General features: G+C 24.8%; 14 protein-coding genes. 13 read left to right on the forward strand and 1 reads right to left on the reverse strand.

The window, feature by feature from the left end; all coding sequences use genetic code 11:
- Positions 1–435 precede the first annotated feature (435 nt).
- A complete protein-coding gene (locus tag ABFX13_RS09295; protein ID WP_346045238.1) occupies positions 436–624 on the forward strand; it encodes a hypothetical protein in 189 nt (62 codons plus the stop codon).
- 124 nt (positions 625–748) lie between these two features.
- On the opposite strand, the gene ABFX13_RS09300 is transcribed toward ABFX13_RS09295, so the two are convergent.
- On the reverse strand, positions 749–1,195 hold the full coding sequence (locus tag ABFX13_RS09300) for a hypothetical protein (RefSeq protein WP_346045240.1): 447 nt from the start codon (positions 1,193–1,195) through the stop codon (positions 749–751).
- Positions 1,196–2,082: 887 nt separating this feature from the next.
- Here ABFX13_RS09300 and ABFX13_RS09305 point away from each other — a divergent pair.
- The 12 genes from ABFX13_RS09305 (at position 2,083) to ABFX13_RS09360 (ending at position 13,991) form a co-directional block, all read left to right on the forward strand.
- Entirely contained in the window at positions 2,083–2,283 is a 201-nt protein-coding gene (locus ABFX13_RS09305; protein ID WP_346045242.1) for a helix-turn-helix domain-containing protein, read from the forward strand.
- Between the two features lie 19 nt (positions 2,284–2,302).
- On the forward strand, positions 2,303–3,907 hold the full coding sequence (locus tag ABFX13_RS09310; RefSeq protein WP_346045244.1) for a VapE domain-containing protein: 1,605 nt from the start codon (positions 2,303–2,305) through the stop codon (positions 3,905–3,907).
- 635 nt (positions 3,908–4,542) lie between these two features.
- Entirely contained in the window at positions 4,543–5,871 is a 1,329-nt protein-coding gene (gene glpT / locus ABFX13_RS09315) for a glycerol-3-phosphate transporter (RefSeq protein WP_346045246.1), read from the forward strand.
- 192 nt (positions 5,872–6,063) lie between these two features.
- On the forward strand, positions 6,064–6,654 hold the full coding sequence (locus ABFX13_RS09320; RefSeq protein WP_346045249.1) for a hypothetical protein: 591 nt from the start codon (positions 6,064–6,066) through the stop codon (positions 6,652–6,654).
- A 236-nt stretch (positions 6,655–6,890) separates the two neighbouring features.
- Positions 6,891–8,732, forward strand: coding sequence for a CDP-glycerol glycerophosphotransferase family protein (locus tag ABFX13_RS09325; protein ID WP_346045251.1), 1,842 nt, complete (start codon positions 6,891–6,893; stop codon positions 8,730–8,732).
- Between the two features lie 124 nt (positions 8,733–8,856).
- Positions 8,857–10,227, forward strand: a complete 1,371-nt coding sequence (locus ABFX13_RS09330) for a hypothetical protein (RefSeq protein WP_346045253.1) — start codon at positions 8,857–8,859, stop codon at positions 10,225–10,227.
- 373 nt (positions 10,228–10,600) lie between these two features.
- Positions 10,601–11,074 carry an RNA polymerase sigma factor gene (locus tag ABFX13_RS09335; protein WP_346045255.1) on the forward strand — a complete coding sequence of 158 codons (474 nt, stop codon included), beginning with the start codon at positions 10,601–10,603 and terminating at the stop codon, positions 11,072–11,074.
- A complete protein-coding gene (locus ABFX13_RS09340) occupies positions 11,064–11,729 on the forward strand; it encodes a hypothetical protein (RefSeq protein WP_346045257.1) in 666 nt (221 codons plus the stop codon). The genes ABFX13_RS09335 and ABFX13_RS09340 overlap by 11 nt, the downstream gene beginning before the upstream one ends.
- Before the next feature lie 99 nt (positions 11,730–11,828).
- Positions 11,829–12,269 (forward strand): DUF3221 domain-containing protein, encoded by a 441-nt coding sequence (locus ABFX13_RS09345; RefSeq protein ID WP_346045259.1) that lies wholly within the window; start codon positions 11,829–11,831, stop codon positions 12,267–12,269.
- Positions 12,270–12,518: 249 nt separating this feature from the next.
- Positions 12,519–12,929, forward strand: coding sequence for a peptide deformylase (locus tag ABFX13_RS09350; protein WP_346045261.1), 411 nt, complete (start codon positions 12,519–12,521; stop codon positions 12,927–12,929).
- 252 nt (positions 12,930–13,181) lie between these two features.
- Positions 13,182–13,571: a YbaN family protein gene (locus tag ABFX13_RS09355; RefSeq protein ID WP_346045263.1), complete on the forward strand. Its 390-nt coding sequence runs from the start codon at positions 13,182–13,184 to the stop codon at positions 13,569–13,571.
- A gap of 105 nt (positions 13,572–13,676) precedes the next feature.
- Complete coding sequence (locus ABFX13_RS09360; RefSeq protein ID WP_346045269.1) at positions 13,677–13,991, forward strand: hypothetical protein; 315 nt, start codon at positions 13,677–13,679, stop codon at positions 13,989–13,991.
- The last annotated feature ends 14 nt before the right edge of the window (positions 13,992–14,005 follow it).

A 14,005-nucleotide genomic window follows, 5' to 3' on the forward strand; every position in this document is an offset into this window, starting at 1 on the left:
TTTTTACATTCTTCAGGTTTGGATTTAACCTCTTTTTGAGTCTTTCCATAGAATTGTTTTCTAATTAGCTTATCATTTTCATATCTACTAGAAGATATGAAAGCTCTTCAACCTTTAGACGAATATTTTATTGAAAAAGGGTGTATTCTTCGCATATAAGATTGCATTTTTTTATGTATTACATAAGCAATTTACAAAATGAATATTTAATTCAAAAATGATAAACAGAAAAAGCAACTAATACCAATATGTGTAAGTTAGTTTTACTATCTAAAGTATTCTATATAATTATAATGATGTACATTCTTATATTTTATTTATGACTATAGATTGAATAGCGTATTGTGGACAAATAAAAAGGTACATATTATAATTAATATAGTCGAAACACTTTTAACCGAGTGTCCATTGAGGTTGGCATTCTTAATGCTGATGATGACAGGCTGGATTCTTATGATATTAAAACTTATAAGATGTTTTATTTTAAAAGGAGTGATGCCGATGTATGACAACTTACTTGAAACTGGATTTTGGATATACTCTGTTATAGGAATTATAATAACAATACAAAGTGCTAAGACGCCATCTCAGCCTTATAGATTTAATCTACTGATGAGACTGTGAAACTCAGTCGAAAAGGCTATATAATTGAATAGAATTAAATAAAAAAGATATACTGAATTCAGTATGTCTTTTTTATTTAAATAATTTTATAATCATTTTTAATGATTTTATATTATAGTATAGCCTACTGAGTATTAACTTTTAAATCATTGAGAGCTTTTAGCTCTATAGCATAAATAATTTTATCTGAATGAGATTCTTGATAGTCTTTAGATGCTTGCTTTATAAATAAAAATAGAATAAAAGAAAGCATTAAAAAGAAGATTAAAAAACTATTACCTACAAATATATTAGGTAGATTTTTATTATTAAAATATATAGCAAAACTGTTAGTTACAATAGCGGTAATAATTGATAGCATTATAGCGGTGAAAAAGTTAGAAAAAATACAAATATTATTATTTTTTTTATATAAATTATTTTCCGTGTTAATAATTAGTAGATCAATTTCATGAACTGATAGATTTTGATCATTATAGAACTTATAAATGCTTTTATAAAGACCTATATTTTTATGAAGTTCTGACTCAGATTCACTTAGTATATATTGTAGTTTTGTATTATTACTCATAGGATACCCCCTTTTTATTGTCGATTGTATTATACATCAAATTAAGGAAAAATACGACTGATATAAACTAGAATATATTGAGCTAAGCAATATGGCATGTATGTAATATTAATATAATTATTTCTTTTTACAATAGAAGTTTTACAAAACACACAAATAGTTTCAAAACGACGAATCTATTGCTAATTTAGTTATAGTATTGAAATTACTATTCTTATTTAGAGTAGTTATGTTGTTTTATATGTAGTACTCCAGAAATCTATTTATATATAAGAGTAAACATTTATTAATTGAATGAAATAGGGGAGAGACTTATTTGCGATTATTAATACTTACTAGACAAGTGAACATCAATATATTGCATTTAGGAAAGTATAAAATTCTAGATTTTAAGAAGTTTAGATAGTTAAACTATTTGAGCTTATTTTTTATTTATCTAAAATATAAAGTCTTATAAATAGTTATGACCTTGTATTTTAGATTAAAGGAGGTTTGGAATAGATTAGCAGGGTAATTTTATACCTAGAATTTTTAAAATGGATTTAAATAAGTTTAGAACGAAATAACACAACTAAAATTTAATATTATAAAAATATGGTTAGTTTAAATAATAAATTTAGCTATATATATTGTAAATACTATATTATATAAGAATGAAAAAACTATTAAAAATAGCACACTAGACTACTCTCATCTCCAACATTAAATAGCCTAAAAGATATTAGCAATTAGCTAATATCTTTTAGGTTATTTTACTCTCAATTTAAATTTAAAATTAGTAAAATAATTTCTTCAAATATTTTTCTCAAATACTTTATTTGAAAATTTACATCCACAAGTGCTATCATGACCTCATAAGACAAAACGAAACAAAATAGGAGGAAATGATGAACTATAAACCCAACACAAAACTAATAAAACTACACATGCTAAAAAAAGGCTACTCAATAACAAAACTAGCAAACAAAAGCAACCTAGGAAAATCAACAGTATCAAGACTAATAAACCAAACAGGAACACCAAGAATAGAAACAATCTACAAAATAGCTAAAGCCTTAGATATAGAAGTAAAAGATATAACAATATAAAAGAATAAGGGGGGATAAAATGTATAAACAATATATAGAGGAAATAAAAAATATTAGAGATTTAGAAACAGTAATAAACTACTACTATCCAAGCCAATTAAGAAAAAATAAAATGAAATGTCCATTTCACAACGACAAATCACCAAGCCTTCAAATAGCAGACAAAGGAAATGGAGCTTTTTACAAATGCTTTGGATGTGGGGTAGGTGGAGATATAATTGATTTTATAAAAAGAGTAGAACAAATAAACTTTATAGAAGCTTTAAAAAAAGCCTACCAAATATTAAACAGACCACTAACATTACCTACAAAAAGAACTATCAGACTAAATTCAGTAAACAAAACTAAAATAAACGAATATTACAACAAGCAAGTAAAAGAAGCTATAAAAGAAAAAAACTTAGACAAAGCATTTGAACTAAGCTGTAAGCAAGAAAAAGAAATAAGTCAAAACTATCATATAAACTTTCCTTATTTAGATTCTAAAAATAGACCTCAAAAAATATGGGACAACTTAGATGTACTATTAAAACATAATAATATAAATGTAGTTTACAACGAAATAGTTAAAGATATTGAAATAACTGGATTAGAAGGAGCTAATATAGAAAGTCAGTTAGTAGATATACATTCACTTTGCAATAAATATGGATTTTCTCTAAGTCTAAATACAATACAATCTTTCATACATCGTATAGCTTACAACAATTCATACAATCCAGTAGTAGATTATCTAAGAAATTGCTATATGGAATTTGATGGAGAAAGCAAATACATACAAATGTTATGTGATGCACTTATAACTAGAAGGGATTATGACCAAGAGTTAAAAAAGTTATTAATAAGAAAGTGGTTATTAAACACAGCTAACATTGTATTTAATGATGGAAATACTAACATAGAAGGAATATTAACATTACAAGGAAAGCAAGGTATAGGTAAAACAAGATTAATAAGAAAGCTAATACCTATGTATGTTAAAACAGGACTAGAGCTAGACCCAAGTGATAAGGATAAAGTTTATCAATGTATAAAATATTGGGTATGTGAACTAGGTGAGTTAGATTCAACTCTTAAAAAAGACTTAGCAAAGTTAAAAGCTTTTATAACTGAGCAAATGGATGAGTTTAGAAGACCTTATGGATTAGTACCTATTAAATATCCAAGAAAAACATCTTTTTATGCAACGGTGAATAATGAAGAATTCTTAAAAGATGAATCAGGAAACAGAAGGTATTGGGTAATTCCTATTGAAAAGATAGATTTTGATTTGATAGATAAAATTGATATAGATAAATTATGGGGAGAAGTAATGTATTTAAAAGAAGAAAATATGGAAACTACCTATTTAAATCAAAGTCAAATAGAAAGGTTAAATACTAGCAATGCTGATTTTAAGGTTATGAATCAATTGGAACTAGGCATTAATATGGAGTTTGATTGGGATGCTGATAAAATTATGTGGAATTGGAAGTCGTCTACTGAAATAGCAAATAGACTGCGTTTAAAATCTAGTAAAGGTTTAAGAGCTACACTAGAAAGTTATGGTGCTAAGTATAAAAAAGTTGGTAATAAAAGAGGTTATAACACGCCACCATACAAATACATAATGTCCATTAGTTGATTTTAGGTACAGTAAATGCTGTACCTTTTATATATTAAGTTAAAACTTTATTTGAAAATACTTTGGAAAGTACACTAAAAGTACATAAAGGTACACTAAGTTTATTTTTAATGAACTATGTTAAAATATAGAAAAAACAACGGGTTTAAGAATTATACCCACCATAGACACTAGATTAAATAAACTATAAGAGTATTTTGATAAAAATATATTATTATAGTTAGACTTATTTATTGTGTACTTGCTGTACTTAATAAAATTAAATATAAATAAATTTAAGTTAAAAACTAAAAAATTAAAAAAGGAATTTGTATATATTAAATATGAATAAATAGATAAAACTTTAATTTTAGGTAAAATTTATCTAAATAATATACAAAATAAAAAAATAGCTATAAAGTTTATATTGACAATGAAATAAATTTAGTAGAAGTGTTAATAGGTTTATTTGTTGAAAAATGTTGAAAAGTGAAGTATCATATGCTAATCTTTATATAAGAGACAAAAAATTTAGCGAAAATACAATACAACGTGCGTTAGAGAATTGGAGTCAAGCACAAGCCTTAAAAATATTAGTTAACATTACTAATAGAGGCTTAGCTTGGCTTTTTTTTAGCGTAAAAGGAGGGTCTTTGATGTTAAAAATTTTAAAGCCAGCACCATTTGTGAAAAGGTTACCAGAAGAAGAAATAGCGCCAACGTATAAAAGATATCGTATCCAGATATTTATAAGTATTTATGTAGGATATCTTTTATACTATTTTGTAAGAAGTAATTTTGCCTTATCAAAGGTCTATCTTATACAACAGGGATTTACAAAAGTTGAGATAGGACTTGTTGCATCAGCTTTAGGATTATCCTATGGTATTAGTAAATTTGTAATGGGAAATGTATCAGATAGATCTAACCCAAGATATTTCTTAGCAATAGGTCTTATATTATCTGGTATAGTAAATTTATTTTTACCAAATGCAAATAATATTGCTTTTATGTTTATTTTAATGTTATTAAATGGATGGTTTCAAGGAATGGGATGGCCTCCATGTGGTAGGATAATGACTCACTGGTTTTCAGATAGTGAGCGTGGTGTAAAAATGTCTATTTGGAATACTGCACATAATATAGGTGGAGGATTTATAGCTACAATTGCATTAATTGGGGTATCATTATTTGGAACATGGAAAGGTATTTTCTATTTACCAGCAATAATAGCAATTGTAGGTGGAGTAGTATATACTATATTCGCAAGAGATACTCCACAATCTGTTGGATTACCCCCAATTGAAGAATTTAAAAATGATTATCCAGAGTATGAGATGGAAGTTAAAGATGCTGAAGAAGAACTTAGTGCTAAGGAAATTTTATTTAAGTATGTATTAAATAATAAATTTTTATGGTGTATAGCTTTGGCAAACGTTTTTGTATATTTGGTTAGATATGGTGTTATAAATTGGGTTCCTACATATCTTCAAGAAGTTAGAAATTTCAACCCAAAAGATTCTTCTATAGCATTTGCACTATTTGAATATGCAGCTATACCTGGAACTATTATAGTTGGATGGATTAGTGACCATATATTCAATGGTAGACGTGCTCCAATGGGTATAATATGTATGGTTGGAGTAGCTATAGCAACAATGGTGTATTGGAAAAGTACAAGTCCTCTTGCTATAAATTGTGCATTAGCATCAATAGGAGCATTAATTTATGGACCTGTTATGTTAATAGGAGTAAGTGCACTAGACCTTGTACCTAAAAAAGCAGCTGGTACTGCAGCAGGATTTACAGGTTTATTTGGGTATATGGGAGGACAGGTTTTAGCTGAGGTTGCAATGGGTATGGTAGTTGATAAATTTAATTGGGATGGAGGATTTATAATGTTAATAATATCTTCAATCTTAGCAATAGTATTTTTATCATTTACTTGGAATACTCATAATACAAAAGAGAAAGCTAATGCTTAACGAAAGATATATTACATATAATAAATAAACAATAATTTCTATTTATTTTAGGAATTGTATATATAATTTTACAATTTTTATTAGTTTATACTATATTTATTTTTAATTTTTAGATTAGAAGTAAATAGTATATATGGAATTTTTAAAATAAATTACTTAGCATAAATAAGAACTATTCTCCAATATTTACATATGATATATAGAACAATATTTATATCAGAAAAAGGAGAATCAACAATGGAAAGAAATTATTGGAAAGATTATTGGGATAATTATTATAAGTTTGTAGCTTTATATCTTAGAGAGTTACAAAATGCATATCCTGATGCAGATATTAAAAATGAATACTTAGAAGTTGCTAGCTTATTTGAGCCTTCTATGCCTATTATAGATTATGATGATAATGATGATGATGACTATAATGATCATGATGATTATGACGATTATTATGATGATGACTATTTAGAAAAAGATAACAATCAACCTTCTACATCACCTAGTGGTGTGCAAGCTGCTACTTCTTTTACATTACCTGGTGGGGATCCTACTCCTTTTATATCACCTGGTGGTGGTCAATTTACTATAAATAACTGTAAGAGGATGGCAATAGTTAGAATAGTAATGAGGAGAGGTTTTAGCCCTTCTAATTTCTTTATGGCAGTAGATAGAGCTGATAGAAGGAGCATTCAAGGATTTAGAATAGCTTGTGAATCTGGTAGAATTAGATTTGTACCAATGTCTGTAGAGTATAGAAATATCAATCTTATAGAATGCGCATTTTAGATTAATTTAATAAGAGGTATCCAAGTAATATACTTATGTAATACTTGAGATACCTCTTATTATTTATTACTTAGATTTTTCAAAAAATAAATTTATATAAAAAAATTAAAATATTAGAAAAGAGACCGTATATATTAGGTATAAATTAGATTTTAAGAGATGGAAATGCAATATATTTAAAGGTTAAACATAAAGCCTAATTTATACAAATTATTATACGATGGAGAATTAATTATATGGAAATTATAAATAAGATAGAAGATTTAATTAAAAAAAATGATATAGAAAATGCTTATGAATGCATAATTCAAAATGAGAAACAATACTTAAACAATGCCAAGTATTGGAATTTAAGAGGTATTTTGTGTTCACAAATAAAAGAATATGAAGCAGCAATAAGTTGTTATAAAACTTCAACTGATATTAAGTGTGACTATATAGATGCATATTTCAATTTAATATATACATATATGATTACAGGAGAAAAATTAAAATCGGTTTTAAATGCAAGTATATCGTTAAGATATATTGATGATATAAATTATATAAATGATATAAATAATTTATATCAATACGAAAAAACATCAAAAAATTATATAGAAGTATTAAATGAAGCTAAAACTAATGTTTACATAGAAAAAGATAATGCTAGTTTAATAATGTATGTAGCTGGTCATTTTAACAATATAAACAAAGAGTATATACAAAGTTTATATAAAAATAATATAACATGCAACTGGGCGTATGTAAAAGATGGTTATGTTATTACAAATGAAGAAATTGTAGATATAGATGATTTTATATGCAATTATAATTATTCAGATTTTGATTTCATAGTTCCTTATGATATGAACTATACAAATATAATAAGAAACATAGCATCAAAGGGAGTAAATAAATGTTGTGTATTACTTTCTCATGAGGGAAAATTTAAACTTATTGATATAGATAATGAAACTATGACAGGGTTAAGAAATGAAGATTATAAAAGAACAGTAACATTAAATAGATTTAATGCAGCAGACTCAAATGTATATGCATTAATAAAGTATATGCCAGAACAATATAAAGATAAGTATAAGCTAAATATTATCAAAGGAAATGATGTTTTTAAAATAGAAAATATCATTAAAGTACCTCTTATATCATCTGTAACTATTTCAGGATTTAATACATTTTGCAATATTTATCCAAAACTTACTTATAATATAGAGGTAGGTCATGGAGAGGTAGGCTTTAAAGGATGCGGATTAATGGAGAAGAAAAATAAGGGATTCGCATTTACACCAGAAGAATATAAAGATATAGATAAAATATATACTCCATCTAAAATGTGTATGCTATTAACAAGTGCATTTGCTGCTGTACCAGAAGACAAATATGAAATAACAGGAAATCCTAGAACGGATCTTGTTATGCTATCTGATGGAAAAAGAAATTTAGAAAAATTATTAGGAATATCTTTAGAAAATAAAAAAGTTATATTTAATATGCCAACATTTTATGTACATGAGAATTCAGGAGTAGCAAATGGGTCAACTGAACTTAATGATGCTATAAAAATAAAAAACTTTGATTATGAAAAATTTAATCAATTTTTAATAGATAATAATATAATTTGCATATCAAAGGTTCATCACGGAGAAGAAAGAAGCATTACAAATAAAGTAAAAAATAGAAATTTAGATAATATGATATTTATATCTAATAAAGATTTAGAAGATAAAGATTTAGATTTATATGAAGTTTTAAATGCAGCTGATATTTTAATTACTGATTATTCAAGTATATATGGAGATTTCCTATTTATGGATAGGCCTACTATATTTGTAAATACAGATATGGAAATATATGAAGAAGAAAGAGGAATAATTTTACAACCTTATGATTTTTGGGCAGCTGGACCTAAGGTACAGGAACAAGAAAGGTTATCTGAAGAAATAATTAAATGTATTAATGATAATAATTATTATAAAAAAGAACGTAACACTATTAGAGATATTTTTTATTATCATAAAGATGATAAATCAAGTATTAGAGTATGGGATAGCATAGATCGTTTATTAAGTAATTTATAACAAAAATGTAGGGGGAGATAATAGGAAATATGAATAATAAATATAATTTATATAAATATATAAATGGAAAAAAAGCATTGATAGGATTATAAGTATATTAAATGAAGATAATATTAGTACAGATATGGAAATAGAGGTTATCAATTCTATAGCTGATTTTATACAAAATAATCTTTATTATGAGTACTTAGAGTCATTTAATAAATTAGCAGATACAGTAGTAAATATAATAGAGAATTTCAATAGTGAAAGTATAGACTTATGTGTAAATCAAAAAAATAGAATAGATAATTTAATCAAAGTCTTATCTAATTTTAAAAAAGATATTAATAATATAGAAGTTAATTTATATTTTTGCGGAAGAGATAAATATAATATAATAGAAAGATGTATAAATGTTAAACCTATATATATAGATAACATTAATGAGTACATACGTTTAAATAATGAACTAAAGAATGATCAAATTAACATATTGATAGTAAGTGAAGAAACTATAGATAGTGATTTAGATTTTAACTTATATTTTAATGATGTGTTATATTACGATAAGTTAATGAATTCTATATTTGAAGTAAGTGAAAACATATATTCTGCAAATTATGATTATAATTATTTATCAAAAACTCTAGAAAAGTGTAAATATGAAAATATAGATACGTTAGTGGTAGGTAACTCTTATCCATTAACAGGTATAGATGTAAAACTTTTATCAAATAAATCGGTAAATTTATCTATATCTAGTCAAGATTTATACTATTCTTATAAACTAGCAAAAGAAGCTATAAATAATAATGAAAATATAAAAAGATGTATTATAGGAGCTGGATATTATCTAGTAAATCATGATTTATCTAAATGTAAAAGTGAATATTCTGTTAATATGGTTAAATGTCTATATTATCCTATATTAAAAGATAAACACAACTCAGAAAAAGTGGATACTATAGAACTTTTAAACCTAAGAAAAGTTTTAAATAATGATTTAATAGATTATGTATTCAATTTAGAATTCCTACATAATCATTTTATAGATTTAATATATAGAGAAAATAATGGATATTTCAATAAAAATCAAAGTAGAGAAATGATTAGTATTTTACAAGGAGTTAAGTTAAGTAGTATTAGTGAAGATGAAAAATATAGATTAGGTGAATCTAGAGCTAATCAACATAATGACTTATCTAAATATACTGAAACTAAAAAAGAATATAATTGTATATTTAATGAGTTTATAAGCTTTTTAAAAGATAAAGGTGTAGAGCCGGTAATAGTTGTATTTCCAACTACTAAATATTATAGCAAGTTTATAAATAAAACATATGAAGACGAATTTTATAAAATTATAGATGGTATAAAAGAAAAATATGAAGTTAAATTAATTGATTTTTCAAAAATGGATATATTTGAAGAAGATGATTTTATAGATTTTGATCACATGGGAGAATCAGGAGCCATTAAGATAACACATGAGTTAGATAAAATTTTAAATTAAAAAACAATATAGCTAATAGCATAATTTTAAAATTATTAAATATTGTTATGTAAAGAACTTGATATAAACATAGGGTAAAAATATATATTTTCGATTGTTTAATTAACGTAGGGTATTATTCCTGTGATTTGTCTAAAACATTGAGATACACAAAAAAGGTATTGACTAATTGGTCAATACCTTTTATTTATATGTATGTAATTTTAAATAGAACAATTTTTAAATTCATATTTATAAAGTTTACTATCTGAGTTTGGAGGTAATTCAAGAATTAACATATCGAAAAGAGAAATAAAAATATTTAATAAATTAAAAAATAATTGCAACAATACATTAATTTAAGTTGTATTTATAGTTACAAGGAGGTTTTAATATGGTTGATTTTGAAGAAGTATATAATCGGCAAGTTGATACAGTATTTAAAATATGTGTACTGTATCTTAAAAAAATAGATGATGCAGAAGAAGCCACACAAGATACTTTTATTAGATATCTAAAGTATAATCCAGAATTTGAAAACATGAAACATGAGAAAAATTGGTTCATAAAAACAGCAACTAATATATGTAAAAATATCTTAAAAAGTTCCTGGTTTAAGAAAATAGTATGCTCAGAGGATTTATCTCATTTTTATCAAGAAGAAAAAGATTATGATATTTTACAAGAAATATTAGAATTACCTCATAAATATAAAATGAGTATTTATCTTTTTTACTATGAAGGATATAGTACAGAAGAGATTGCTCAAATACTAGATATGAAGCCATCTACTGTACGTTCAAACCTACATAGAGGAAGAAAATTACTAAAAATTAGTTTAGGGAGTGATTATATCAATGAAGGATAATGAGATAAAAAAAGTATTTGATAAAATAAAAGTAGATGAGTCAATGAAATCTCGTATTTATGAAAATGTATATAAGGAATTAAATACTAATAAAGAAAAACAAAAAAATAAGTTTAATGTCATATATTTAAATCATAAAAAATCATTATCTACTTTAGCTGCAAGTTTAGTACTTATATGTGGATTGTTTTTATATAATGAAAATAAGGTAGATAATATGCAAAATCTATCAAGGGCAAATGAACCTTTAAATAAATCAATTTCACGAAGTAGAGCAATTATCGAAAATAATGAATTTAACAATTTTGAATTTGAAATTTTAAAAGATAACACTGAAAAAGTAGAAATTAAAAATAATGAAAATACTAATGTATTTAAAGAAATAACAAATGAAAAATCTATAAATAATTTATTAAAACTTTTACAAAATGCTAAAGAAAAAGATTTTAACCCTGAAAGTTACGACAATTTTAAAGACACAGGAAAGATTATAACTTTAAGTTTTATAACGAAAGATGGTTTAACAAGTTCAATAGAAATTAATTTAGACTTAAAAATTGCTTGTATAAATGAAAAATATTATACTGTATCATCTGAAATGATAAAAATTATAGATGAAGAATTAAAAAATATAAAAGATTTTAATAAAAATTAATAAAAATAAAATTTACTGCAACAATTTATAATTTTAAATTGTATTTATATATGAATGGACAACAAACAAATAAAAAATAATAAGTGGGAGGAATGTATTATGAAAAAGCAAATTATAGCATTATTAACAGTTGGATTAATTTCAGTAAGTGGAATTCTTGTATTTGCAAATAATAAATCATCGATAGCTAAAAATGATGTAAATTCAAATGGAGAGCATGAGGATATATCAGGAGTTAATGGAGATGTTGATGTCAATGATATTGCAATCAGAGGAATAATTAAGGGTATAGGCATAGATAAAGAAGTAACATCTGTAAGAGTAGAAGGAAACTTAGAAAAAGATACTAGCTATGACATAGCAGATGTTCTTGTAGGTAAAGATACTATAATTAAAAAAGGTAATTCAAGCTCGAATCTTAAGGTTTCAGATTTAAAAATAGGACAAAAGATAGAAGTTGTATTCCAAGGTCCAGAAGGAAGATCTTATCCTGTAACAGCTAATGCATATAGTATTAATATTATTGATGAAAAAAATTAAATCATTAAAAAATCTAGTTGAGTAAAAGTGCTTATTATAAGTATTTTTGCTCAATTTTTTTGCTAAATCTGAAATCAAATAAAATTGAAGTGATAATAATAACTTATAATAATCCTGTGGTAGATTATCTAATAAACTGATATATTAAAGATATTAATTATAATAATAGTTAGGTATAATTTTAAAGTATACAATAAGATTATAAACTGATATTAACTTAGATAAAGAAATTAGAAAGGTTGGACAAAAATGATAAGAAATATTGTAAAGGATGTATTATTTTTAGAACAAAAATCAGAACCTGCAACTAAAGAGGATGTAGAAGTTATTAATGATTTAATCGATACATTAAGAGCAAACCTAGATCATTGTGTAGGCATGGCAGCAAATATGATAGGAATAAAAAAACGTATATTGGTATTTAGCGTAGGTAAAATCATAGTTCCTATGGTAAATCCAGTTATATTAAAAAAAGAAAAGCCTTATGAAGCAGAAGAAAGCTGTTTATCTTTAGAAGGTTTTAGAAAAACAACAAGATATGAAACAATAGAGGTAGAATATTTAGATATAAATTTCAAAAAACATAAACAAATATTTACAGGATTTACTGCTCAGATTATCCAGCATGAAGTAGATCATTTCGAAGGTATAATAATCTAATAGATAATACTGTGTATGAGTTAAAATAAAAAATAATGAGGATTGATTCAATGATTTATGTATAACATTGAAATCCATAGAAACCATATTGATAGAACAGTCAATATGGTTTTTATATTTATTGAACTGAATTACAAATAATTAAATAAAAAATAACGATAATTATTATCAAATATTATACAGAATGTATTGAAACTGATTATTGATTATGATAAGCTAATTATAGTTTGGAGAATAAGGAGAAAATAAAAAATGAATAAAATTAAAAGGTATATATATGTAATAGTAGGATTATTATCATTTGCCATAGGGGCAATAGGAGTAATACTACCAATACTTCCTACAACACCATTTTTATTATTAGCATCCTTTTGTTTTGTTAGAGGTTCTGAAAAATTTGATAGATGGTTTAAATCAACTAAGATGTATAAAAAGCACCTAGAAAGCTTTGTAAATGAAAAAGCTATGACAATGAAACAAAAGGTAATAATATTATTATTTGTAAACATAATGTTAGCAATACCAATTATATTAATAGATAACTTACATATGAGATTGTTTTTATTAGGACTAATTTGCATTAAGCTATATTATTTTATATTTAAAATAAAAACAATAAAACCTTATGCCATTAACGAGTAGAGATTAAGTAATATCAGATAGGTTAGTTATAAATAGACACTGATAATAATAATCATGTGCATGATTGGGATTTTAAAATAAGAAAGAATTTAGAGGGAGATTTAAATGTTACACAGATTAGGATCAATATTTTTTTTATTAGCTATAATAACTAGTTTTTTTAAATATTTTAAGTTTATAAACAACAAATTAAGTTTAAAGTTACATTTTGCAACAGGCATCATAAGTGCAATAGCAATGATTATTTATTCATTAGTAGATTTTGTTAAAGATAAGGAAATTACAATCTTACCAGTAGGTATAGCTAGTATCTTAATAATATTATCTGGAACTAACAAGGTAAGAAAAAAATATAAATGTTTACATTTAGTATCAGTTATAGGTTTTGCAGGAGCACTTGCATTTCACATAATCAGTTAATATAAAAGGAGGAA

This window comes from Paraclostridium tenue, assembly GCF_039521565.1.
GTDB lineage: Bacteria > Bacillota > Clostridia > Peptostreptococcales > Peptostreptococcaceae > Paraclostridium > Paraclostridium tenue.

Bases quoted from the DNA above. Each gene is read 5' to 3' on its own strand.
- ABFX13_RS09295 (WP_346045238.1), top strand. From the start codon at position 436: ATGACAGGCTGGATTCTTATGATATTAAAACTTATAAGATGTTTTATT.
- ABFX13_RS09300 (WP_346045240.1), bottom strand. From the start codon at position 1,195: ATGAGTAATAATACAAAACTACAATATATACTAAGTGAATCTGAGTCA.
- ABFX13_RS09305 (WP_346045242.1), top strand. From the start codon at position 2,083: ATGAACTATAAACCCAACACAAAACTAATAAAACTACACATGCTAAAA.
- ABFX13_RS09310 (WP_346045244.1), top strand. From the start codon at position 2,303: ATGTATAAACAATATATAGAGGAAATAAAAAATATTAGAGATTTAGAA.
- glpT (WP_346045246.1), top strand. From the start codon at position 4,543: ATGTTAAAAATTTTAAAGCCAGCACCATTTGTGAAAAGGTTACCAGAA.
- ABFX13_RS09320 (WP_346045249.1), top strand. From the start codon at position 6,064: ATGATATATAGAACAATATTTATATCAGAAAAAGGAGAATCAACAATG.
- ABFX13_RS09325 (WP_346045251.1), top strand. From the start codon at position 6,891: ATGGAAATTATAAATAAGATAGAAGATTTAATTAAAAAAAATGATATA.
- ABFX13_RS09330 (WP_346045253.1), top strand. From the start codon at position 8,857: ATGGAAATAGAGGTTATCAATTCTATAGCTGATTTTATACAAAATAAT.
- ABFX13_RS09335 (WP_346045255.1), top strand. From the start codon at position 10,601: ATGGTTGATTTTGAAGAAGTATATAATCGGCAAGTTGATACAGTATTT.
- ABFX13_RS09340 (WP_346045257.1), top strand. From the start codon at position 11,064: ATGAAGGATAATGAGATAAAAAAAGTATTTGATAAAATAAAAGTAGAT.
- ABFX13_RS09345 (WP_346045259.1), top strand. From the start codon at position 11,829: ATGAAAAAGCAAATTATAGCATTATTAACAGTTGGATTAATTTCAGTA.
- ABFX13_RS09350 (WP_346045261.1), top strand. From the start codon at position 12,519: ATGATAAGAAATATTGTAAAGGATGTATTATTTTTAGAACAAAAATCA.
- ABFX13_RS09355 (WP_346045263.1), top strand. From the start codon at position 13,182: ATGAATAAAATTAAAAGGTATATATATGTAATAGTAGGATTATTATCA.
- ABFX13_RS09360 (WP_346045269.1), top strand. From the start codon at position 13,677: ATGTTACACAGATTAGGATCAATATTTTTTTTATTAGCTATAATAACT.